The following is a 23,984-nucleotide window of genomic DNA, read 5'->3' on the forward strand; positions in this document are numbered from 1 at the left end:
ATAGCCAGGTCTTTTGCAAGCAATGTCATTTGGCGTGCGGTTAGAGGCATCAAATCAAAGAGACCCTCTGCAGTTCATGGCATATATACCGTTTTTAAATGCTGTAGATTCCAACCTACTCTATCGCCTTGGGCATTGATAAGTTCTACGAAATTATTATCTGCTTTTTGAAGTAAGCCCATTTTATTCGTATGATCCCCCAGATCGAAAACAACTAGTTTTCCTTCCAGCTTTTTGCATTGCTCTTCGAATGATTTAGATAAAGTAATCTGAGTTGGGCTTACAGGAAGTAATTGGTTGCTAAGTGAATAGGGAGTAAGGTTAGATTGATAAGGAATTAACCATTTCAAATGGTTCATAGATACGAACATCGTTTTGTAGACCGGCGAATAGAAGACGAAGTAGTCATTCATAATACTCGTTAAATAGCCATGAATCGTTTTATTTCCCGTCACATAAATTTCTACAAATCTCCCCTTGGCATTTGTTAATATTTTCCGAAATGAGAGGTTCTCCGTTTGATAATCAATGGAAGCATTTGAAGGTTCGGTTATTTCCCCGCTAGATTGTGCGTCAAAAATGACATTTTGCACATGAACTAAAGGGATGTAAAAGAATCTTTGTTCATTTGCGAGGACCATCAGATCCAGCCCCAAATCAATTAACCTCCCTTCACAAACCGTATTGCCTGAAATCTCAACGATCACTTGTTTACCAACAAATTGTTCAAGAACGCGCATACGATCGACCTCCTGTCTCATTTTTCCGTACTAAAAGATCCATGATACCCAAAATGCCAGGATGATTAAGGTGAAAATGACGGTGATCGGAATAACGACTGCTGTCACTTTTAAATACTGGCCCCAGGATAGTTTTACTTTGCCTTTCTTAAGCAGATGCATCCACATCATCGTAGCCAATGTTCCGATAGGCAATAGAAGTGAACCCATATCACTGCCGATTACACTCGCTAGATACGCAATTTTTAACGTAACAGGGTCAAGACCCATATTCGTCAAGGTTAAGGTTCCTACCATCAGAGCCGGGTGGTTATTGAATAAATTGGATAAAACCGATAGCAGAATCCCCATCATGACACTTGCCTGAAGCAGACTGCCAGTAACGATTGGTTGAAGGAGCTGGGTGAGCCACTTCGTGAGCCCGATATTATGCAAACCGAATATAATTACATACATACTGAAGGCGAAAATGAGGATATACCATGGCGTTTTTTTGATCATATCTACCGGAGAAATTCTCAATAAGTACCAACGCCATCCTAGTAGGAATGCAGAACCAATAACGGCCATCAATGGCACAGGAAAATGAATGTAAGATGCGACAAAAAGACTTATACGTACGCAGAACACAAAAATTAAAATATTTCGCATTAATTTGGTAGAATTCTTTTTCCCACTTTGCGCTGAGTCGTCTTCTAATGGATGCGTTTGACTCAAGGCTATTTTCATAGTTGGAAGTTGACGAGGCAGGACGCGATAAAAACTAGCGAATAGAAGAAACGATAGAAGGACAAGCCCCAGCGTAGCAGGAATAAACATCATAGCAGTATGCATGTAGAGGTCCATATGAACAATCTTTAACGCAATTAAATTCACTATATTACTAACGCCAATAGGTGCACTAGATGCTGTTGCGATTAAGGCTCCTGATAGTAGGTAAGGTATTTTTTGATGGTTTTTGAGGCCTAATTTATGAAGCAGCATGAGTAAAATAGGGGTTGTAATTAAGATGCTTCCATCATTATTAACAAAAAGCGTCATAAGAAAGCAAAATAAATTCGTTAGCCAGAAAAGACGGATACCGGAGCCTCTTGACCTCTCCAATAGCTTTTCGGCTGACCATTGAAAAAAACCAAAGCTTTCTATTACAATGGCCATCACGATCGTTGCCATAATCGTTACGGCTGCTCCGCCGATGGTTTCGGCGATCTGACCTAAATCAGATAAAGAAACGCTGCCGCAAAGGAGGATGGCCGCAGCTCCGACAGAGGCAGGAATCGCTTCATTGACAGTAGGCCGCAAGAAGATAAAAGTGATCGTGAATATAAAAGTTAATATGGTTATAGGTATCATGAAGTCTTGTAACATCTAGCACTACCTCTTTTCAATAAAATAATCGGATCACAGAACTAATCTGAGAATCTCTTAGCAAGTTTAGTTAGGTGAAATGATGCTATCGCTATTTCGCCTCCCACTATAAATGTCATGTAGATTCACTTGTAGTATATGTTCAAATGACAGAGAGGGGACTAGCCGTTTATACTATCTCTATAATTTTCCGCTAGTTCCCGTCCATTAATTTACTAATTTTGAAAATAGCAAAATCCCAAAAAGAAAGTGCAAAAAACCAGCAAACGCAATGGTTTGCCGGTTTATCTCAATCTATTTTATCATCTGGATTCAAGTCCGCCCAATGTCGAAACATGCTTCCGCAGCTTCATCGCCTCAATGCCGGCCAACAGCACGATGCCGATACCATGCGTATCGTTCAACTGCCACGACAGCTGGTCCTTATAATACAGCCTATTAAACGAATAGCCCGAGCCCCGGCAAACGCCGTACACATTGCCATGTTTGTCGATCGCATAGCGCGACAAGCCGTCCCAACCCTTCAGCACGGCCTCCACATACAGGGCTGCTTCTTCCAGCCAGCCGAACCGGACGCCTCTGGCGAACGCGTAGATGAACATCGAGGTGCAGGAAGCCTCCGCATATGATTCCGGATCTGTCAGCACTTGATGCCATAATCCCTGAATCCCTTGTAAACGTCTGTAACCTTGGCACAGCTCGCTGAAAAAGGCTAAGAGCGCCGGTCGCTCTGAATGCTCCGCCGGCATTACAGCCAGCAGTTCTGTTAACGAAAACAGCACCCAGCCGTTACCCCGTCCCCAAGGCACGCCATTTCCTTTGCCGAACTTAAAATCGTAAACATGATGCATAATGCCTTGTTCGGGGATGAACATCAGCTTTTTATACTGTAAAAACTGCTTCGCCGCATCATTCAGATACGCTAGGTCGCCGGTAAGCTCATAATATTTGCTGAGAAATGGCGTGCTCATGTATAAATCGTCACACCAGACCGTGTCCTTCATAAAATCGGTCGTCCCCCGCGTCCGGTACAAAGTCCCCTCCTCAAGGCGACTCTGTTCCCGCGAGATGTAATGGGCAATGCGTTCGGCTGCCGCCTCTGCGCCTGCAAGCGCACGGAGTTTGTTAGCCTCCAGCATAGCTGCGCCGAATGATCCGCAATCATCCAGACTGTCGATCAGCGTCAGCTGATGATTCACGCCCGGCGATCCGTACTGCGCTTGGTCCCAAACGCTGTAAGCGTGCAACGAAGTGCACTGTTCGATATGATCGGCGGCATAATTCGTGTAGTGCGGATCTTCGAGCTCTAAACCCGTTCGCAAGATGCCGTAAAGCGTCACCCCAAGCGGATAGTTCCATTTGCCGTAAACGGCATTCTCCAAATAGGGCCGGACCCAGGCTCCCGGCAAATCGGCACGCCAGAATGTGCGCTCTCCTTCCGAGCCGAACACCGCATCCATGCGGGTGATCGCCGATGGGAGCGGAGCGTTGTCAGCTGAAAAAGGCCCCGCATACAGCCAACCATCCCGCAGTCCTTCAACAGGGTAAGGCTGAATTCGCCTCACGGGACCGGCTGATTCACCGCTCACGTGCTCAATTTCCAAGCTGAAGCCCCAAGCCGCGCCCGCGCAAGCGGAACGAACTATGAGATCGTGCACGCCGAACGGAATCGGAAGGGTCACGTCCAGCGGACCTGCGGAATGCTGCTGATGCTTCTCATACACCGGCGCACCGTTTAAGTAAACGGTCAGCTGACCTTGATACTCACCTATCATCCTGACCGTTTGCACACTCGGGTTTCTGTTTTCCAGCTTCGTCCATGCATAAGCGATCTTTCCTTGCTGCTCTCCGTAGATCCGGTTGAAGCATCCTGCATTCAATTCCTGTGGTGTCCATTTCATTTGCGGATACCACTCAGCAACGGCTGCACTTGCCCCTCTTTCCTCTTCGGCTCCAGGCATGATTTCCCAAGCTGCCGATTGCGGGCTGCTGTACACCCAGCCCTCCTGACCGTCCCGATCCGCCGTAGGGGCAAGAATGTGCATCGGGAAACCTTTTATGCTTCCCGTTCCGAACTTACCGCCACAGCCGGTCGCGGTTTTCACGAATTCCAGAACGATGTGATTCCAGCCCTTGCTGAGCTTGGCACGGAAGTAGCTGCTCCGGTCTGGGAATACGTCGTCATTCAGATTCGACGCAAATTGCTGCGTCCCATTCACCATGATGCTTACGGGGCTAAAACAACTCACACTGAACGGGTGCTCGATCTCTCCGTCGCACCACAGTTTCCCCCACACATAGACAAACTGTCCGTCCTCCAGCTCAGGCCATCTCAGCGCCAGATCCATTTCGTAACGGTAATCGGCCCCGCGCCGGAAACCTTCGTCCGAATAGATCCGATAAATTGGCGGATGCTTAGGATTGGCACCGATAAACCTGCCGGCAATGGTCGCCAATATATGCTTATCCGATTTCGCTTTTCCAGCGATTGACTCATTCGGGTGAAAATATGATTTCATGTCCATGTCTTCCTCCATTAGCTTGAGATCGTAGCCCGTCGGTTGAGCGTCAAAAGCGCTTGCACAAACAGCGTAAACAACATTCAACCTGCCTACAATCGGACTTTTTTGAATTGTGCTCAAAAGCGACTATGCATTTTTTGCCGGATTGCCACTTTCTTGCTGGCTCTAACGTCAGCGCAGGGATGTCCCGCCATAAATATGGGAACTCCGTTCCTTTATGTAGACGAAATGTAGAAATTCGCAGGCAGGAGGGAGACGACAGGGTCTTATTTCACCCAAGTCGCCAAATATTTGTCTACAATGGTTCAATAGCAGACTATAGTTTCCTCACAATCGCGCAAAGGGCTGTTTTGGGCAAAATAGCGCCCCGGAGTTCCCCCCTCCTCCCCCCGCTATCTTGAAAATGTCCGTCACCGCATGAACGAAGGGTAAATTTCGCAAGCCCCAAAGCCAAAAAAGAACCACCCAATCGGGGTCAGTTCTTTTTTGTGACATGTTTACAGCATCTTCTGCTCTCCGCTTTTCACTTCGACCGGCTGCCCGTCAACACTCAACCAAACGCTGAGGAATGACGGGTTATACACGAAATCCATCGCTGCCGAAAATTTCAGCTGCTCAAAAGCTTTCGTATAATCGACAATCTCCATGTTCGTCGCATACCATATATCGGACCTGCCGCCTGCATACGAACAAAAATCCTCGATAACCTCCCAATTGTTGTCCTGATCAAACTCGTAGCTGTGCCCCCATACGTACATCAGGTATAGGTACTGGGTCTTGTGCAATTCGACAAACGTTTCCGCTTTTGCCATCAGTTCATGTTTATGATGGCAGGTAGGCTGCCACTCATGCCAATCATCCGGCATGCCGAAGCTGCCCGTGCTAGGCACTACTCTCGCGTATTCAATTCCGAGACTTGGCAGCAGTTCCTTAATTCGGCGATTGTAGGAGCCGTTCGGATAGGACATTCCGCGCACGGTATAGCCGACAATTCGTTCGAGGTTCTTGCGGTCTTCCATTACTTCGTGAACGATAAGTTCTTGAGGGCACCTAGCAATCGTCGGATGGGTCAGCGTATGAGCCGAAACTTCATGACCCGCATAAAGCGAACGCACCTCTTCCTCCGTCACTCGATCCGGCGTGCCGAACAAACCTGAATTGATATGGAAAGTACCTTTCACACCGTTGCGGTTAAAAATGTCCACCAACCGCTTGTCGGCATTTCGGCCATCATCGTAGCTCATGGTCAGCGCTTTGTGACGACCCTCGGGAAAGCACATAAGAACTCTTTTCACGGATAGATCCTCCTTATCGTTTCGGCGCCTCACGGGGTTCCTCCGGAATCGAATCCGGGATGAACGCCAGAGCGATAATCGTGTTCAACGACCATTGCGCCGCCTCATTCGTATTCATCCAATCGATCTCTTTGAGCTCATTCACATGCGTGACAATCGAGGATTCCTCTTGCAGATCGACACGGGCAAATGGATTGTCCAGAAGAATGGACCAGCATGTGCGCGCTGTTTCTTTGTCCTGCTTGTAGTGGGCGCCATAAGCAACGATCGATGCACTGAGAACAGGGTGCTCGAAGCGCTTGGTGCTGATATCTCCTTTCGTCACCAAATCCTTCTCTTCCTGCGACTTGTTATAATAAACGCCGAAATCGGCAAGCATTTCCTCCCACTTCGGATCCTTCAGCATGTCGGCGAGCTCAAACCAGACTTGCGGGCCGCCCATACAAATCGCCAAGTGGCGTCCCCAGTTGTCATCGCCAAGCGGCGTCAAGACGCCGGTTTTCGGGTCGTAGCCATACGTAGGGCCAGAGATCAACCCGTAGTTCGCACCTTTGATGCATTCAATTCCCACTAAAATTTTGTCCCGGTAAGCTGTGTCTTCATAGCGCTCCCAACGGGTCATCCAGTTGGAGCTGAAAGCCGCCCAGTCCGGGCCCACACGAATATGGGTCGGGTGCTCGTCCTTCGGAAAGTAGGCACGCATCGGATCCAAATTCACCGTCGTGAAATCCGAATCCTTCACTTCGTCCATCATATCGCCTATCCGTTCGTCGGCGGTCAAATAATAGTAATAGCGGTGCAGCCCCGCCATGGCGATACGTGCTTCTTTGCAGCCGCAGCCCCAGTGAACCACATTATGCCGCGAGCCAAGTCCGGCATATTCGCCGAAATGGTACACATCGACTTCGCTTGTGTGCCTGGTCATCGCCTCCGCCATGCGGAAAATGTCTCCCCGGCCTGAGCGCAGAAACATGATCCACAACCACATATTTGGCGCCAACTCCGTATTTTGCCAGGCGCATCCGCCGAGGTCGTAGTTCCATACGTGCCTAACCGGATCATAGCTATGCATATAATCGCCGTAATCCCAGAACCCGTACCATTTGCGCTGCTCCACCTCGTCCTGATAAAACGTGATGATGCCGTCCAATCTCATCTCCAGCGTTTCTTTAGCCATGCTGCTTCGATCCGGGAGGCTCCAATAGCCAAAGGCCCGAGCCGCATGATAATGTTCCGGTTCGCAAACGAGTAAAGACGGATCTTGCGTCTCCGCACACATGCTTTCCAGCAGCTCGGGCCCCGGTGTGGCGGCCAAGCTCCACAGCGTCATCTCACTCGTGTTCGCAATGCCATACGGCGTAGCCCGAAGTTCCTCTGCGCCCTCGTAGGAAGACTCCACATGCGTTTCGGTATCGTAATGGCGCAGATCCATCGGCGCGCAATCCGGCGACCACAGCCACACCGTCATAGCGGCTTCCGCCTCTGCCATGCCCTGCACGTCAAAGCCAGAAGGGTGCTTCTCCCAAAAATGCCGCAAGCCAGCAGCCAAGCCGCCGCCATCACCGCCAACGTAGCTCAGCCCGCCTGCTCGCTGTCCGTCCGTCACCTTCACCCAGCTGCACGCCGCTTTGGTCTGCTTCCAGATCCGGTAATGGTCGGACGAATCCTGCACCAATTTAAAGCTGTCCCACGTTGCCGAATCATCCAGCAAGCTTAAGAAATAAGCGTCATCCTGCGGATCAAAGGCTACCGCCTCGCCTAGTGTCTGGCGTTCAAAAAGCTCCCGGTACTTCCCCTTCGTCCGCCGTGTATGCAGCGTCTTCGGAGATTCGCTAAAATACCCGTTATCCCCGGCAAAACGGACATGCCTGTTATAGTGGGCGCCTCGCATCGGCACGGTGAAACGGATGCCAAGCCCTTTGATATAATCCTCGTTCGGGTTGCCGTCATAGTGGAACGTATGCACAAGTCGAATCGACTCCAAGCCTGCGTAGACATACAGCCGCAGCGAAAAAGGCAGCCATTCCCGCGAACCGTTCACCGCGTGATGTGTGCCGCTGAGTTTCACCACCGCGCGGACAGGCCCGTCCTGCTCTACAATCGCCTGATGGACACGGCTCTCAAACGGCTCTTCCATCAGCGTCCGAGTCCCGGACACCTCGGAACGAGCTTCCTTTATGCAGATCAATTCTCCTCCGCTGCACACTTCCGCCCCTTGGCGGACGATGCTGCGGAGCCAATGCGCGCCTTGTTTGCCCAGCGTGCAAACCATAACTCCCGTATCCAGCGTAATCGTGTCATCCGTCTCACGGACGGTGACACGTCTGTCCGGAACAGGGCCATTTCCTTTGACAATGGTGAAGCTGGCAGTGGAACGATCTTGGACTGCCGCCGCATGGGCAGACCATTTGACACTGCCATCCGGCCAATAAGCCGTTGGCCAGCTTTGCAGCGGGATTGTCTCCCCGCCGTTCGCTCCGGCTAGAAGCAATGACTCCTCCCGGCGCAGCTCGCCTTCCTTCCATGGTATTCCCCAAGTCATGCCAACCGGCATGGACGCAATTTTGTCTTTTGTTAACCACCGCAGCTTTACATTCGTTTCCGTTGCCAAGTATATGCATCTCCCTTCCTCTAATAGCTTCATTGTAGAAATGTGACCTCTTGCCTACAATGAGACTTTATTGTCGGGGCAGAGCGGGACATTAGCACTTTTTTTCCGAATTATCACATTATTGTTTACTCGTTTATGAGCTTCGGCTGAGTTCCCGATAACGGGTCGGCGTCATGCCCTCGAGCTTTTTAAAAATCCGGTTAAAATAACTGTGCTGATAGCCGACTTGATCGGCGACATCGCTGATCTTCATTTCGGACTCGCGCAGGAGTTCTTTGGCTTTCTCCAAACGCAACTCCGTTAAGTAGTCGATAAAGTTTTTCCCGGTTACCTGTTTGAACGTCTTGCTGAGGAAAAAAGGATTGGTGCCGGTATGATCCGCACAATTGTCCAAAGAGATATCGTTCATATAATTTTGCTGTAAATAAATCATCGCTTGCTCGATGATGCGCTTGACCTGTGCATCAGAGCGTCCTGTCAGCTCACTCTGGAACGGAACAATCACTTTATCCTGAAACCATCTCAGGATTCGCTGAGGCTCGCGAATTTGGGAGAGCTGCTCGTACAAATTCGCTCCTTTGAACAGCCGGTTTGGGTTAATACCGGAAACCATAATGGCGTGCTGGACGTTGCCGAGCAAATGCAGCATGCCTTGCTGCACATCGATCTCTTTCGCTCCTTTGCAGGAAAGCGCCTCAAGGAACGACGCCAGCATGTCGTGCGCCTCGTCTTCCCGGCCGGTGCGAAGCGCCTGAATCAGCTCCCGCTCCAACGTAAACGGATATTGGGGCTCCGATGCCTCATCACCTTCGAGGTGATCCTTCTCCATATCGATAATCTGGTTCGCATTTTCAAAGTTACGGTAGCTGACGGCCTGTTTGGCTCTGTCAAAAGCAAGCGGAACATCCGAAATATGCGAGACCGGACGGCTGATCGCGATCGTGACGCGCATTTTCAGTATGCGGTTAATGTACTGTGTCAATTCTTCGCTGAACGTTTCAAACGCTTCCGTGATCGATTGATGTTCCGGCGTGATGAGCAGGAGACCTGCTGTGAGATCGTGGAAATTTAGCGTATCACCTTGCTCAAAATGTTGGGAAGCCAGCTCTTTGATCATGTTGACAGCCGCGAACGTTACAAGCCCCTCATCGCCATAGCGAAACGTCCCATCCATACTCGTCATGCCGACTAACTGAACATACAGCACGGTAAAATGCCGATTTCTTACCTCCCATTTAAACCGCTCCATCCTGCGCAGCAAATCTTCCTCCGAGTAGTCGTTAAGGTAGCCCTGCAGCAGTTGGTGTAAAAAACTGTCTTTCACATGCGGCAGCTGCTCCGCGAGCTTGGTGTTAAGCTCAAGGCTCTCCTCGTGCAGGTTTCGCCATTGCTTTTCGATCAAGGTGAATTCGTCTTCCCGACCTGCCCAGGTTGTATGACTGCCAAGCAGCGTGACGAGCCGTTTGACCGGCAAATAGATGCGCCGCGACGCCAGCCAGGAGAGCAGGGCCGCAAGCAGCAGAGCGATCAGACTTACAGTGATGATCAGCTTGGAAATAAACACCACAGGTGAAATGATGCTCGTGATCGGAGATGCCGATACATACGTCCAATCGTCCGCAATTCTGGATAAGCTGCCATAGGAAACCGTGTAGGTCTTCCCTTTGTAATCTATAAAGAAGGATCCTTTTGGGGAGCCCAAAGACGTGATTTTTTCCCGTAAAGCCATGACGAACGGCGAATTGGAAGCGCTTCCGCTAGCAGAGACATAAAGCTCTCCGGAATTTTGCAGCACGAATGTTTCGCCTTCATCATACGGCGTCATCGTTTTCAGCAGGTTCGCGATTTTCTCGTTATCAAATCTAAACACGAGTACGCCGAAAGGATTCAAACTGCCTCCTGGAATATGGTGAACAAGCGTCAAATCCTTCGTATTCGGCTGACTGGCATCGAAGGCCCACTGTGTCCAGTAGGTAATATTTTTGCCATGAATCAGTTTATCGTACATGCCTGATAATGTCTGGTTATCCAGCAAGGTATATTCCGGATTAAATAGAACGGAGCTCGAACCGCCGATATACAGCTCCGCCTTCTTCACCAGCGCATTGGATCCCTGCATCGCGACGAGCGTTCTTGTAATATCTTGCGTTCTTTCAAAGTTTCTCACGAAATCGAACCCGTTCAAGCTGTAATCGAATTTATTGTCAAACGCCCAGTGGGATAACAGCAGCTCAAGGTTGCCCAGTTGATCGTCTATATTTTGGGAACGCTGCTCGATTTGTTTGTAATGCAGCTGCAGCAGTTCACTCTCGATGCGCCCGCCGGCGATCCAATACACCAGTGCGCCCATAATGAGTCCCGGGATGCCGGAGACGATAAAAATCATGATCAGGCTTTTTCTAAAAAAGCGGCCTTTGCCGCCGTCCGTCCGGTCTTGCATTTTACCGAATCTTGCTTTTACGGTGCTTAAGAACATGCTGTCACCAACCCATTCGTAAGTTTAGCTTCAAGCAAATGACGCTATAACTTTGAGCATATATCGGAAACAGAGAGGGCGGAAGTTAAATATCAGAGTTTTTCCCATACTTTTCCGACTTCTTACAGCTGAAAGAAGGCACCCAAGTTCCGCCAGTTGCGAAACCTGAGTGCCTGAATGCGGCTGCTAGCCTAAGCTTTTCAATTCATTACTTCTTCACTGCGGCGTAAAGATCGTTCATTTCTTTCACCAGGTCGTCCCCACCTGATTTTTTCCATGTCTCAAACGCCGTTTTCAATCCTGCTTCGTCCGTTTGACCGACGATGAATTTGATGCGCGCATCATTGATAATGTTGTCCAGCTGCTGACCTTTTTGCGAGTAGACTTGGGAGATAAACGGCTCTGCAGGGTTAGCCACGATGAACTGCTCCGCTTCTTTTTGAATTTTCGTCGTTTGCAGGCGAAGCGGTGTTTGTTTCACTTTCAAGCCGCGATCCTCTGGGATGAAAGGCAGCATTTGGTTCAAGCCTTCAACTTCAGACTCCAGAAGCGCTGTATCTTTGCTAGGCACTACGGCGTCGCCTTCTTTCGTGTAGTGCTTTCCTTCCAATCCATAACCGGCTATTGTGGTGAGCTCCGGCGAGTTCATTTGATCCAGGAATTTCAGCACGCGCTTCAAATCGTCTTCCGTTTTCACAGACGACTTCGGAATGGCGAGCAATCCTGCAAAACCGGATGTTGGAAGTGCTTTGAGACCGACTTTGCCGGTGACGCCAATCATGTTATCAATGTAATGAATGTCCGGCTTATCCTTGCCTTCCTTCGCGAGCGTCTGGTGAATTTTATCGTCCAAACGTGCTGCATTGTCAGTCACGTCAATGATAACGCCGGCTTGATTATTGACAACAGGATCGTTCCACTTCGCCGAGTCAAATACAGCAAAGTCCTGATTGATCAACTTTTCATCATATAGCTTTTTCATAAATTTCAAAGCTTCCAAATATTCCGGCGTTTGATGTTCCGGCATCAGTTTGCCGTCTACGACACCCCATTTGTTCGGAGCGCCGAACCAAAGCTTAATAATGTCGAAGCTGCTGGCCCATTGCCCGGTCCATTTCACCATCACCATACCGTAGGTGTCATCTTTGCCGTTTTTATCCGGATCTTTCTCCTTAAACGCTTTCAGTATGTTGTAGAAATCGTCGATTGTTTTGGGCGGCTGCATACCCACAGCTTCCAGCCAATCTTTACGGTAGTTAATTCCGTTTCTGCCAAGCGCGCGTCCACGGTAAACGCCATAGTTTTTGCCATCGATAGAGGAGTTGTTCATGATAACGGAGTTCGCCTGACTCAGTGACGGGAAGTCCTTCAAATACTTGCCTACTTCCCAGAACGCGCCGGATTTCGCCGCATTCACGAAGCTCGGATTTTTCACATCAGGTACATAGATGATACTGGGAAGCTTGCCGGAAGCAAGTGTGATGTTGAATTTATCCGGATACGATGCGTTCGGCACCCATTCCAGGTGGATATTCGTATTCGTCCTTTTCTCAATTTCCGTCACGACCGGACCATCGTCCTTAGGGAAGTTCGTCTTGAAAATCGGAAGCATGACATTCAGATCCAGCGGTGCTTGCTGCTGTGCAGGCGTAGCTGCTGAGGGAGCAGATGATGCTGTTGAAGGAGTGGTTGCCGCTTCCTTACCTCCGCTGCTGCAGCCAACAATTGTTGTCATAGCCACCGTACTGACTGCTGCAACGGAAATCCATTTTTTTGAGTTCTTTTTCATGTGATCGCTCCTCCTTTAATATGGGCAGCCTCTCGGCATGGCCTAGGCTGAATTGCCGAGAAACAGTTAAGATTAGCTATCGTTATCCGTTTAACCCTTGACCGATCCAATAAGGACCCCCTTGGCAAAATGCTTTTGCAGGAACGGATAGACGAGCAAAATGGGGATGGTGCCGACGACGATAACAGCCATTTTGATAGATTGCTCCTGCTGTTTCACGAACTGCGGATCGACTGAACTCATATCGCCGGCCGCCATTTGCGACAGCAGCACGATTTGTCTCAGCATGACCTGAAGCGGCCATTTGGCCGGATCGTTGAGATACAGCAAAGCGGAGAAAAAGTTGTTCCAATGGCCAACCGCATAAAACAACGTGAATGTGGCCAGCACCGGCATGGATAGAGGGAGAACTATGCGCCAGAGGAGCCCGATCTCCGTACAGCCGTCAATCTTGGCCGCTTCCTCCAGCTCTTGCGGGAGCTCCTGAAAGAAATTTTTGACGATAATCAGATTAAAAGCGCTGATTGCTCCTGGAATCATTAGAGCCCAATAGGTATCGAGCATATGAAGCTCGCGAACAACGATATAAGTTGGAATCAGACCGCCGCCGAAGAGCATGGAGAAAACGATCATATTTAATACCGTATTTCGGCCCATAAGCGCTTTTTTGGATAAGGCATACGCCATCGTTACGGTAAAAAACAGATTGACGATCGTACCGACGATGGTCACGTAAAGCGAAACCCAAATACTTTTCAAAATCGTATCTGTCGAAAAAATAAACTCGTAAGCCGACAGAGTAAACGTTTTGGGAATCAGGAAGACCGCTCTTTGGGTCAACTCCGTATCCGAAGCGAACGAACCGGCCACCACATAGATGAAGGGTAGAACGGCTACGATACCTATAATACTGAGCAGAATATAATTGCTTACATCGAATAGGGTCCCTGCAAAGCTTTTGTACCTTTTAGACAATGTGCCTCTCCTCCTTCACCTAATAAATTCCGGATTGGCCGAAGCGCTTCGCCAGCCAGTTCGTGCCGAGAACGAGGATAACGCCGACAATCGCTTTAAACAAGCCGACCGCTGTGCTGTAACTGAACGCGCCTTGCGTAATCCCCATCATATAGACGTACGTATCGAATACTTCCGCTGTCTCCCTGTTCAAAGGATTGAGCATCAAGAAAATTTGCTCGAAACCGTTGTCCAAGACCTGCCCCATCCGCAGAATGAGGAGAATGATGATTGTGCTCCGAATGGAAGGCAGCGTAATATGCCACATCTGCCGAAAGCGGTTTGCGCCGTCCATAATGGCAGCTTCATATTGTTCAACATCTACACCCGCCAGAGCCGCTAGGAAAATGATCGTGCCAAATCCGCATTCCTTCCATATCGTTTGAATGATAATCATCGGTCGGAACCAATGAGGATTAGCCAGAAAATCGATTTTGGTGCCCGTATGCTGCTGCAGCATCTCATTCACAATCCCGCCTTGTGTTGTAAGAAACACATACGTCAAACTGGCCACAATAACTAAAGAAATAAAATGCGGTACATAGATCAGTGTTTGAATGGTTCTTTTGAAAAAGGCCAGACGGACTTCATTTAAGAGCAGTGCCAAAACAATCGGTGCCGGGAAGAAAAACAACAAGTTGTAGAACGAGAGCAAGAGCGTGTTGCGAAGCAGCATGAAAAATTCAGGATTCGTGAAAAAAACACGAAAGTGATCCATCCCCACCCAGTCGCTTTTCCAAAAGCCTAGAAATGGCTGGTAATTTTTAAAAGCAAGCAGTACGCCCCACATCGGGACATATTTGAAAATAATGAAATATAACAATCCCGGAGCTAATAGCAAGTACAGCCATTTGTCTTTCAGCAGTCGTCCCCCTACATGGGAACGGCGTATCGCTTGGTCACGTGTAGCCGATTGTGCGACTATCGAATTAGGTGCAGCCGCCCGTTTCATTCCCTTCACCTCCAAGTAGTTGATCGCCTCGCGAGCGGTGTAGACCCAGTATGCAGCCTTAACTATTTTCCGCCAATCAGACATTTTTGTAAGCCTTTCCAACATACTGTTTGAGACCAAATCAAGAAAATGCAAACGCGATAAAACTGTTGAAATCCCCTGTATGGCCTAGTGCAAACTGTTCAATAAAATACGATTGTTTATTGGGATGATTCCGGCTTATAGTAGAACTTATACTTCAAATGAATAGGGTGAATGGAATGGGCAAGAAGCTTTACCACGGAGCCGCATGGTATCCCGAGCTTTGGGAGGAAGACGTTCTACGACAGGATATTGCGCTTATGCAGCAGACGGGAATTAACGTTGTTCGGATCGGTGAGTTCGCCTGGTCGAACATGGAGCCGCAGGAAGGACACATTGATCTTAGCTTTTTTGTCAAAGTCATTGGCTGGCTGAGCGAGGCGGGCATCGATACCGTCATGTGTACGCCGACCCCGACGCCGCCTATCTGGTTTACGCACGGCCATCCCGAGCGAATGTATGTAAATGAGCAGCTGCAGGTGATGGGACATGGTTCCAGACAGCATGCCTGCACGAACCATCCTTACTTTAGGGAAAAAGCCGCCATCATAACTGAGCATATCGCGCAAGCCATCGGTCCATTGCCTGGCGTCATCGGCTGGCAGCTCGACAATGAATTCAAGGCGCATGTCGCCGAGTGCCTGTGTGAAACATGCCGCAGCCAATGGCAGCAATGGCTGGAGGAGCGCTACGGTACCATCGAACAGCTCAATGATGCCTGGGGGACGCAAATTTGGAGCGAGTACTACCACAGCTTCGATCAGGTGCCGCAGCCCGGTCCTGCGCCTTTTCTGCACAATTCTTCCCTCAAGACGAACTACCAGCTGTTCTCGATGGAAAAAATCGCCCAATTTGCGGACGAGCAAGCCGCAATTATCCGAAATTATTCCGAGGCGCCGATTACTCATAACAGCAGCGTGGCATTCCACGTCGATAATGAACGATTGTTCCGCAATTTGGACTTTGCTTCCTTCGACACGTACGCTACGTTCGATAACATTCCTGGCTACTTGATTAACAATGATCTCTGGCGCAATTTCAAACGCGGACGGGATTACTGGATCATGGAAACCAGTCCTTCCTTTGCGGCCTCATTGGAAAGTTATGCGAAACCGCATCCGAACGGCTATCTGAAAGCGGAAGCGGTAGCTGCTTATGCCTTGGGCGCGGAAGGATTCTGCTACTGGCTCTGGCGGCAGCAGCGTGCGGGCTGCGAGCAGCCGCACGGATCGGTCATCAGCGCGTGGGGCAAGCCTACGGTCGGCTATCCCAATGTGTTGGAAGTCGAGCAGGCTCGTCAAGAAATCGAAGCAACAATACTGTCTACCAGACCGGTGCAGGCCGAGGTCGCCCTCACCTATTCGGATCGGGCCAAAGCGTTTCTGAAGACAGAACCGCACCGAAAGCTGAGTCATCGCGGATTGATGACGGATTTCTACGGGCATCTGCTAAACACCGGCTTGCATCGCGACGTTGTTCCGGAAGGTGCTCCGCTCGACGGCTACAAGCTGCTGTTTACGCCGTTCCTCCCTTATGTCTCTTCCGACTATACCGAGCGAGCTTTACAACTCGTCGAGGCAGGCGGTGTTTGGGTGATCGGGCCGTTTACAGGCGGCCGGACTGCGGAGCACACCGTACACACGGATGCCGCACTTGGCGTACTCGAACGCTTAGCGGGGGTGGAAACAGTGTACACATTCCCGATGGAAGGCAGCGGTTCTGCGGGCAGCGCTTTTGGCGTCAATGCTCCGCTCTCCCTCTGGAGCTCCGTATTCGAGCCGAAGGAAGCTGCGGCAGTCGGTGTCCTTGCGGAAGGCGGGCTGGCACCTGGCCTTGCTTTCATCACGGAGAAGCAGCACGGCAAAGGCAAGATCGTCATGCTGGGCTCCTTGCCCGCCGGCGAAGACGGGGAGCGTCTGCTGAATCGCCTTATCCTCCGTTATGCGGATGAAGCCGGTGTAAACGTGCGCTCCGATGTAACGAAAGGCACGCTCGTTGCTCCTCGGAGGGGAGTCGATCATGACGTCTGGGTCGTCGTGAACATGGACGGCGCCGGGGGCAGCGTCACTCTTCCGCGTGGGGGCTTCGATCCTGTGACGCAGGAACATGTTGCTCCCGGAAAGCTGGAGCTTGGCCGGTATGCGCATAAAGTGATTCGCTTTAACCACTAGCACAAAGGGCTGTCCCGAGAGTAGCAAGTTCTACTCTTGGGACAGCCCTTTTGGTACGTGTATGTCTCCTGTATCCCTAGTACGTTAGGGAACTACAGGGCGCTATTTGAGCTAATTGTCGGCTTCATGGTTCAGACGGAACTCTAGGATCTTATTTCCCCTAAATCGTTTTCTTTTGGCCAAAAATAAGAAAATAGCGGACCACAGTTCCCGCTTTCTATTAAGCCCCCTGAACTATGCTTATCCTGCCACAAGCGTACCGCATGAATATTATCCTGATCAAGGCGAAGATCCATGGGAGCTGGGTTTCGTGGCTTTCAGCGGCACTTCGGCCGATGCCATTTTGGAGCACCTCGTCCGTCAGAAGCCCACTCCAGTGAAAAAAGCCCAGTTTCATGAGCTTTGGAATAAGCTTGAGGCCTTATGGCAGCATATCAGCTTGAATGGAGAAAGTGGCTATTGGGAAGCGTCACGACGGATATATGACATGCTGCTCTATGCATTTTCACCGACTATTCATAGGCAGCTATGGCGTTACGCCTCAGCAGTATATTCAGCAGATTCGGATGCGCCGTTCCGTTCAGCTTTTTCAGGAAAACCCTGGTATCACAATTGAAAAAGTGGCGCAGCAGTTAGGTATGGACACCAGCTATTTTATTCGCATTTTTAAACGAACCTATGGCCAAACGCCCAAGCAATTTATGAAAACATAAAAAAGAGGACGCCCCCCGCGAGTGCATCCTCACATGAAAAAATCCCCACCAAGTAAACTCTGTCTACTTAGAAGGGATTTTATTTTTTCTTGCGTTTTACATGAAAGGCGAATTTCACCATGCTGCAGGCAATACTTCATTCAATTTTCAATTCCAACTATGGATACAAGTTTTAACAACGAACATTATCCGGTAAACAGGTTCTCGTTCTTTTCCGTTATTCACGCAATAAATGTTATTATTGCCCATTAAAAAGCAATTTATACACGCTTGCTGCAAAATAATTTTACAGCCTCACTCAGCGCACAATCCCGCTCGATTTCTCAGGGCATCAGGTGGTTTTTATCCGTTATGTATGCTATTGTGCCAGCTGCAGCCTGCCTCTAATCGGTGACAAATCTCTCGGTCCGAAGGAAAGGTTCGATTTGAGTTCGAGCGTGATTTGTGTCCCGTTCAAGCGGCAAACGGCCGTGTGGCAAAACGGCGTCTCGATGTATCGAACCGTCAGCTCCAACGTATCCGGATCGCTCCAGGTGAAGCTGGCCGCTATTCGCTGTTCCATGCCTTGATTGAGTCGGGACGCTTGTTCCACCCATGCCCCCCGGCCGCACCTCAGATGATGGTCTCCTTTGTTGTTCCGAAGCTTAATATTCGCTTCACTTTCGTCAAAAGCAATCGTGAGCGTTTCCCAACACAGCGTATTTTCCTCAAGTTGATAAGACCCGGTAAACTCCGCTTCTCTTGGAGAGGAATCCGCTACTTGCGGCGCACCAAGACGCAACTCTTGCAATTTCTCTGCTAATAAGACGGCAGACTCCTCGTAATGCGGCAGCGCGGACGGAGTCATAGCCGGCAGCAAGTGTGTCCACACTGTGTTCAGCACTGCCTGCATATCATTCAATCCTGCTGTAATTGCCATGACGGCATTTTGCTGCGGCATTACGATGCAAAATTGGCCGAAGGCTCCATCGCCTCTGTATGCCTCGTGCCGGCAATTCCAGAATTGATACCCATACCCTTGCGCCCAATCACTTTCACCACCGTCGCCGTTCGAAATTTGCTTCGAAGTTGCTTCCGCCACCCAGTCCGCAGAAATGATACGTGCTCCGTTCCAGATCCCTTGCTGCAAATAAAGCTGCCCAAACTTGGCGATGCTTTCCGTTGTCACGCTGAGTCCCCAGCCGCCAACTTGAATGCCACGCGGGCACATTTCCCACGTTGCACCGGTAATGCCGAGTGGATTCAGCAGACGAGGCTGCAAATAGTCCAGCAGCGATTGTCCCGTTACCTTGTTTAAAATGGCGGACAGCATATAAGTCGCCCCGCTGTTGTATACGAAATGAGTTCCCGGCTCGTAATTAACCGGCTGCTGTAAAAATGCTTCGACCCAGTTACCGTTTGCTTGCTTCCACAACGAATCCATCGTATCTTGCGAGTGTCCTGTACCCATCATCAACAAATGGCGAATTTGCATAGCGAACAAATTCGGCGCCACTTCGCTTGGCGTCTCATCCGGAAAAAACGAAAGGACTTGATCGTCCAGCGAGAGAATGCCTTCCGATACGGCAAGTCCGATCGCGGTGGACGTAAAACTTTTGCTCAGCGAGAACAGCAAGTGAGGCAGCTCAGCCTCATAAGGGCTCCACCATCCTTCTGAAATGACAAAGCCGTTTCTGAGCAGCATGAAGCTGTGAAGTTCCAGATTCTTGGTCCGTACGGCTTCCAGAAACTCCACAATGGCTGATGAGGAAAGCCCTTGCGCTTCCGGTTTGCTTCGCGGTAAAACAAGCTCGTTTTTCACATTTAAACTCATAAAATATCACACCATCCCAACTTTAGTCTCGCAATCAGCAGCTAGATAATCACCTTCAAATTTAGTTTAACACATATCCATATTAAGGGAATCCTAGTAGAATCATTCGAAGTCAAAGATGAGCTCGCAGAGAAGTAATAAAAGTGCGCACCCCTTCTATTCAGCTATGACAACTCCTCTAAACGAACACAATAAATTGGCGTTCCCCCATTTGAGTGAACGCCTGCCATCTACGCTTTAAAATAGTTCGGATATTTATGTAACAAACCAAGCTTATCGAAGCTAAGTAATTTGAAATGCTTTCTTAATACACATACGGCCTGATCGGGGTCTTTGCTATGAATAGCCTGCACAATCACTCGGTGCTCACTCAACATAAGCTCACAGTTTTCTAAGGATGGCTCCATCAAAAAACGAACTCGTTTACTGTTCATAGACTTCTGCTGCAGTACTGTCCAGGTACGTTCCATGTTACACGCGGCAAAAATCATTTGATGGAAATGATCGTCGAGCATTGCTAATTGGTCGAATTGCTTTTCCTTGACGGCTAGCTCCTGTTGTTCTAACAGACTCTGCAGCATCGCGGTATGTTCCGCTGTCATCCGCATACAGGCTAACCGAATCACTTCCGCTTCGAGCTGCTCCCGAATGAAAGCTGCTTCATCCGCATGCGCTAGATCGATTTTCGTAATATAGCAGCCCTTCTGGGGAATAATTTCAACTAATTTGTCCCTGGAAAGCCTTGCAAAAGCTTCACGGATGATTCTGCGGCTTACGCTCATCATTTCTGCAGCCATCGTTTCCGAGATCAGCATACCTGGTTTCCAAATCAACTGAATCATGTTTTCCTTCAGTGCTTCATAAACTTGCTCTCGAACGGAACCGCTTAAATCATTCGTCTGTAGAAACATTGGATTCACCCCTAAAGAAAAGATTAGATTGCTTTCATTCATTTCACTAGGTCGGTTGGATTCATGCCGGTATATTTCTTAAATAGGTTGCTAAAGTAAGGAACATTCTTGTAGCCAACTCTTTTGGCCACTTCATAAACCAACATATTACGTTCTAAGAGCAGCTCCTTAGCCTTCTCGATTCGTACTCGCGTCAAATAGTTGTTAAAGGTTTCACCTGTGGCATTTTTAAATATGATGGCTAAATAATTGCGGGAGATGTAAACTTTGCTTGTAAAATCAATGAGATTAATATCCTCCATGTAATGTTCATGGATATACTGAATCATGGAGTCGACGACTTGCTGATGTTTACTGTTCCCTTTGAATTCTCTGCTTGTGCAAATGATCGATATTTTATCTTTAAGCCATTCGGCCAAATGCTCAGTCTTTGTAATTCCTGCCATTTCCATCACAACTTGCTCATTGGAGAACATATCATCGAGCACCATACCCACTTCGTATAAGCAGTAGGCAAAAATACCCCAAAGCTCTCCCGCCAGCATCTGCAGATAATCAGGAGTGGTCGATTCCATATCCCGTTCGATGACTTCCAAATTCGCTGCGATAATTTCGTAAGCCCTAACCTCTTGAGATACCTTAATCGCTCCAGCCAGCTCGGAATAAAATTTAACCGGCCGGATTCTGGCCAATTCTTTCGCACCTTTGACTGCGCTGCTATACATGAACACATCATAAATGGGGTTGGGGCGCTGCTCCTTCAGGTCCATGGCACGGAATGCTTCTTCAGTGGAATCGGGAATATCTGTCCAATGCGACTTAATGGTTCCGATACCAACACGAACGGTCAATTTCAAATGTGCTCTGATCGACTCTATGATTCGGGTTGAGAGCTTACTTAGTTTCTCTAGCGAATCGCTGTATTCTTCATCCGTATCAAGATGTAACAGCAACGCCGAGCGTGTACTAGGCAGATTGGTGTATTCAAACCCTTCAAACTGCTCCCCCGCTAACTCAGAAACGATATTGTTAACTGCAAATCGGAATAAGTTCCAATCGGTCAACAATACTTCACTTGCACGTAAATCACGTACAATTTCGATCCCTAGGACAATGTGGGTTTTATTGTGCCAATCACGAAACTGCGGCGGCAGCATAGCCTCGTTCCAGTTCACGCTAAGTGTGCCCGCAACGGCGGATTGCACCCACTCCTTTTGGACAAAGGGCTCGTACATGGAAAGCTTCTGCGCAAGATCAACCTGCTTCATGCGCTGTTCTTCCTCTTCTGTAAGTTCGTGAATCACTTTGGAAAGAACAGAATTAAGCGTTTGCAAGGAAATGGGCTTAGACACATAATCACTTACGTGAAATCTTAAGGCTTGCCTTGCGAACTCAAAATCGGAATATCCGCTTAAAATGATGATTTTACCCCGAAATTCATTTTCTCTTAGCCGCTCAATCATATCGATACCGTTCATGACTGGCATATAAATGTCCGTAATGACGATATCCGGCTGAACCTCCATTACCATCCTTAAGCCATCTGCTCCGGTCAGGGCTTCCCCGACGCATTCTGCATTCAGCTCTTCCCAGGGAATAGCGCATCTCATGCCCTGAAGTACTTGGCGGTCGTCATCAATGATTGCGATTCTCCACATAGTTTGGCGTCCTCCTAATCGAATGATAGCATGATCTCTTAAGCGCTTAAATGAGGCTAATGCACAAATTATTATAAAATCCATTCCGTTTATTCATTGTTCTTTCCCCATTGCTGCCGGGTCAGGACGTGATGTCAGTGCCGGCAGCGTAATATGAACGCGCGTTCCTCCTGTAATTCGCGGTGTCAATACGACTCCGTATCTGTTCCCAAAGTAAACCTTGATTCGCTCTTTTACATTTCGAACGCCGTACCCCCCTGTATTGCGTTGGTGCGGTGCGTCGGGCCCCATCTGTAATCCAACACCGTCATCCTCAATCACGATGTTGAGCGTATTTTCATTTACTTCTATGTTGATATGAATGTGTCCCTCACTTCGAACCGCAAAGCCATGGATGATGCAATTTTCTACAAAAGGCTGTAGGATCAGTTTGGGGAGGAACAACTTCTTCAAGTCGCTGCTTAACGTAATGGTGTACGCAAGGCCGGTTTTCCAACGCAATTGTTGAATCTCCAGATAGCTTTCTACATGCAACACTTCCTCGGCCAATGTCACAAAGCTTTCTCCATTCGAAAGACCTATGCGGAACATTCGACCCATTAGTTCTATGATTCTGCTGATCTCATGCTGTCCTCGTGTAATAGCCATCCAGTTTAATTGATCTAAAGTGTTATATAAAAAATGAGGGTTGATATTCGCCTGTAAGGCCTCAATTTCCGCTTTGCGCTGTTGTTCATGGCGGCGCTGCAGCGAATCGTACAGTTCCTCTATCCGTTCGTTCTGTTTGGAATATCCCAAGAACAAATATCCAAATTCATTTTCGTAATCCATGGGAACCGTAATTTTCTTTCCGCCTAACGAATACGCTGACATCATGCTGATTAAATATTTAATCGGTTTCGTAAACTGCTTGCTAAGCCACAGGGCAAGCAGCAGAGTAAGTAGAATGGCTACTATTCCTATGATTCCTACAGCTTCAGCAAGCTTATATCCACCTGCCGAAATCTGCCCCCAAGGCGTTACCTCGACCAAAGTCCACTGGGAACTCGGTGACTTGGAATACACGAACAGGTTATCCTCTAATCCGGCTTCCCCTCTAATCCGTGTATATCCGGAATCGTCTATTTTATGCTGTAGCCACTCAGATAACTGCACATGGTTGGAAATATTCCCTGTATGTAACAATAATTTGCCGGTATCGCTCAGTATAAGACGGTTAGCTTCCGTTGACTGACCTGCCAACGTAGATCGAATGCTTTCGGCCTTGATTTGGATGACTAGTATGCCTAAATATTTGTTATCATAGATAATTTTCCTTGCATAACTCATAACAGGTACATTCCCTTGGAAACTGGGAATCATATGCTCGCTAGACCAGGTTGTATCATTATCTTGCAAGGCATCGAACCATACCCGGCCAGAGGCTTGGGATCTCTCCATAAATTGAATGTAACTTTTGGAATCTCCGAATACCGGCTGATCCATATAAAGATCAATTTCCTGGATCATGGGGATGGAGTACGTGACATTGGCCAAGGTTTGTGCCACGTTCCTAGATTCTTGATATCGCTGATACTCGTCCTTCTGTACTCTAAGGTAAGAAATGAGCTGCTCGTCACGGGATAGCGATAGGGAAATCTGTTCAATCGTTTGAAGCCGGGAGGAGATTTCCTTATTCAGCTCCACAAGAAGTTTATGTTGATAATGCGATGTCGTTTGTGCCAGCTCGTTCGATGACATTCGAAAGCTTATCAAGACCGTAGAAGTCAGCACGATCACAATTAACGTGGCAAAGCTGTAAAAAAATAAACGATCGATTCTATATTTTTTAAACGGATTGATCATTTGCAGACCTTCCTCCCTCGGAGAT

Annotated in this window: 15 protein-coding genes; 2 read left to right on the forward strand and 13 right to left on the reverse strand. The window is 48.6% G+C overall.

Translation table 11 applies throughout. The features are described from left to right. Positions 1-74 precede the first annotated feature (74 nt). From J2Z65_RS28640 to J2Z65_RS28680, 9 genes are all read right to left on the reverse strand, one after another. Positions 75-740: a DUF2642 domain-containing protein gene (locus J2Z65_RS28640; RefSeq protein ID WP_167066799.1), complete on the reverse strand. Its 666-nt coding sequence runs from the start codon at positions 738-740 to the stop codon at positions 75-77. A gap of 30 nt (positions 741-770) precedes the next feature. After that, positions 771-2,108 (reverse strand): ArsB/NhaD family transporter, encoded by a 1,338-nt coding sequence (locus tag J2Z65_RS28645; RefSeq protein WP_167066802.1) that lies wholly within the window; start codon positions 2,106-2,108, stop codon positions 771-773. A gap of 302 nt (positions 2,109-2,410) precedes the next feature. Then, on the reverse strand, positions 2,411-4,633 hold the full coding sequence (locus J2Z65_RS28650) for a glycoside hydrolase family 88/105 protein (RefSeq protein ID WP_240160023.1): 2,223 nt from the start codon (positions 4,631-4,633) through the stop codon (positions 2,411-2,413). Between the two features lie 494 nt (positions 4,634-5,127). Next, positions 5,128-5,925: a polysaccharide deacetylase family protein gene (locus J2Z65_RS28655; protein WP_167066804.1), complete on the reverse strand. Its 798-nt coding sequence runs from the start codon at positions 5,923-5,925 to the stop codon at positions 5,128-5,130. 13 nt (positions 5,926-5,938) lie between these two features. Then, complete coding sequence (locus J2Z65_RS28660) at positions 5,939-8,536, reverse strand: exo-rhamnogalacturonan lyase family protein (RefSeq protein WP_275691082.1); 2,598 nt, start codon at positions 8,534-8,536, stop codon at positions 5,939-5,941. A gap of 133 nt (positions 8,537-8,669) precedes the next feature. Further along, positions 8,670-11,012, reverse strand: coding sequence for a helix-turn-helix domain-containing protein (locus J2Z65_RS28665; protein ID WP_240160024.1), 2,343 nt, complete (start codon positions 11,010-11,012; stop codon positions 8,670-8,672). A gap of 208 nt (positions 11,013-11,220) precedes the next feature. Next, positions 11,221-12,801 carry an extracellular solute-binding protein gene (locus J2Z65_RS28670; RefSeq protein ID WP_167066807.1) on the reverse strand — a complete coding sequence of 527 codons (1,581 nt, stop codon included), beginning with the start codon at positions 12,799-12,801 and terminating at the stop codon, positions 11,221-11,223. Positions 12,802-12,891: 90 nt separating this feature from the next. Beyond that, positions 12,892-13,776, reverse strand: a complete 885-nt coding sequence (locus tag J2Z65_RS28675; RefSeq protein ID WP_167066810.1) for a carbohydrate ABC transporter permease — start codon at positions 13,774-13,776, stop codon at positions 12,892-12,894. A gap of 19 nt (positions 13,777-13,795) precedes the next feature. Beyond that, entirely contained in the window at positions 13,796-14,767 is a 972-nt protein-coding gene (locus tag J2Z65_RS28680; RefSeq protein ID WP_167066915.1) for an ABC transporter permease, read from the reverse strand. Positions 14,768-15,027: 260 nt separating this feature from the next. Here J2Z65_RS28680 and J2Z65_RS28685 point away from each other — a divergent pair, with 260 nt between their 5' ends. Together J2Z65_RS28685 and J2Z65_RS28690 are read left to right on the forward strand one after the other, a co-directional pair. Next, positions 15,028-17,019 carry a beta-galactosidase gene (locus J2Z65_RS28685; protein WP_167066813.1) on the forward strand — a complete coding sequence of 664 codons (1,992 nt, stop codon included), beginning with the start codon at positions 15,028-15,030 and terminating at the stop codon, positions 17,017-17,019. 443 nt (positions 17,020-17,462) lie between these two features. Continuing rightward, a complete protein-coding gene (locus J2Z65_RS28690) occupies positions 17,463-17,732 on the forward strand; it encodes a helix-turn-helix transcriptional regulator (RefSeq protein ID WP_167066816.1) in 270 nt (89 codons plus the stop codon). A gap of 358 nt (positions 17,733-18,090) precedes the next feature. Here the strand turns inward: J2Z65_RS28690 and J2Z65_RS28695 are convergent, their stop codons facing one another. From J2Z65_RS28695 to J2Z65_RS28710, 4 genes are all read right to left on the reverse strand, one after another. Next, positions 18,091-19,545, reverse strand: coding sequence for a serine hydrolase domain-containing protein (locus tag J2Z65_RS28695; protein ID WP_167066819.1), 1,455 nt, complete (start codon positions 19,543-19,545; stop codon positions 18,091-18,093). Between the two features lie 230 nt (positions 19,546-19,775). Further along, a complete protein-coding gene (locus J2Z65_RS28700) occupies positions 19,776-20,456 on the reverse strand; it encodes a GntR family transcriptional regulator (protein ID WP_167066822.1) in 681 nt (226 codons plus the stop codon). 38 nt (positions 20,457-20,494) lie between these two features. Beyond that, positions 20,495-22,114 carry a response regulator transcription factor gene (locus J2Z65_RS28705; protein ID WP_167066825.1) on the reverse strand — a complete coding sequence of 540 codons (1,620 nt, stop codon included), beginning with the start codon at positions 22,112-22,114 and terminating at the stop codon, positions 20,495-20,497. Between the two features lie 93 nt (positions 22,115-22,207). Then, positions 22,208-23,959 (reverse strand): cache domain-containing sensor histidine kinase, encoded by a 1,752-nt coding sequence (locus tag J2Z65_RS28710; RefSeq protein ID WP_167066827.1) that lies wholly within the window; start codon positions 23,957-23,959, stop codon positions 22,208-22,210. Positions 23,960-23,984 lie beyond the last annotated feature (25 nt).

Source organism: Paenibacillus aceris (genome assembly GCF_017874035.1).
GTDB lineage: Bacteria > Bacillota > Bacilli > Paenibacillales > NBRC-103111 > Paenibacillus_E > Paenibacillus_E aceris.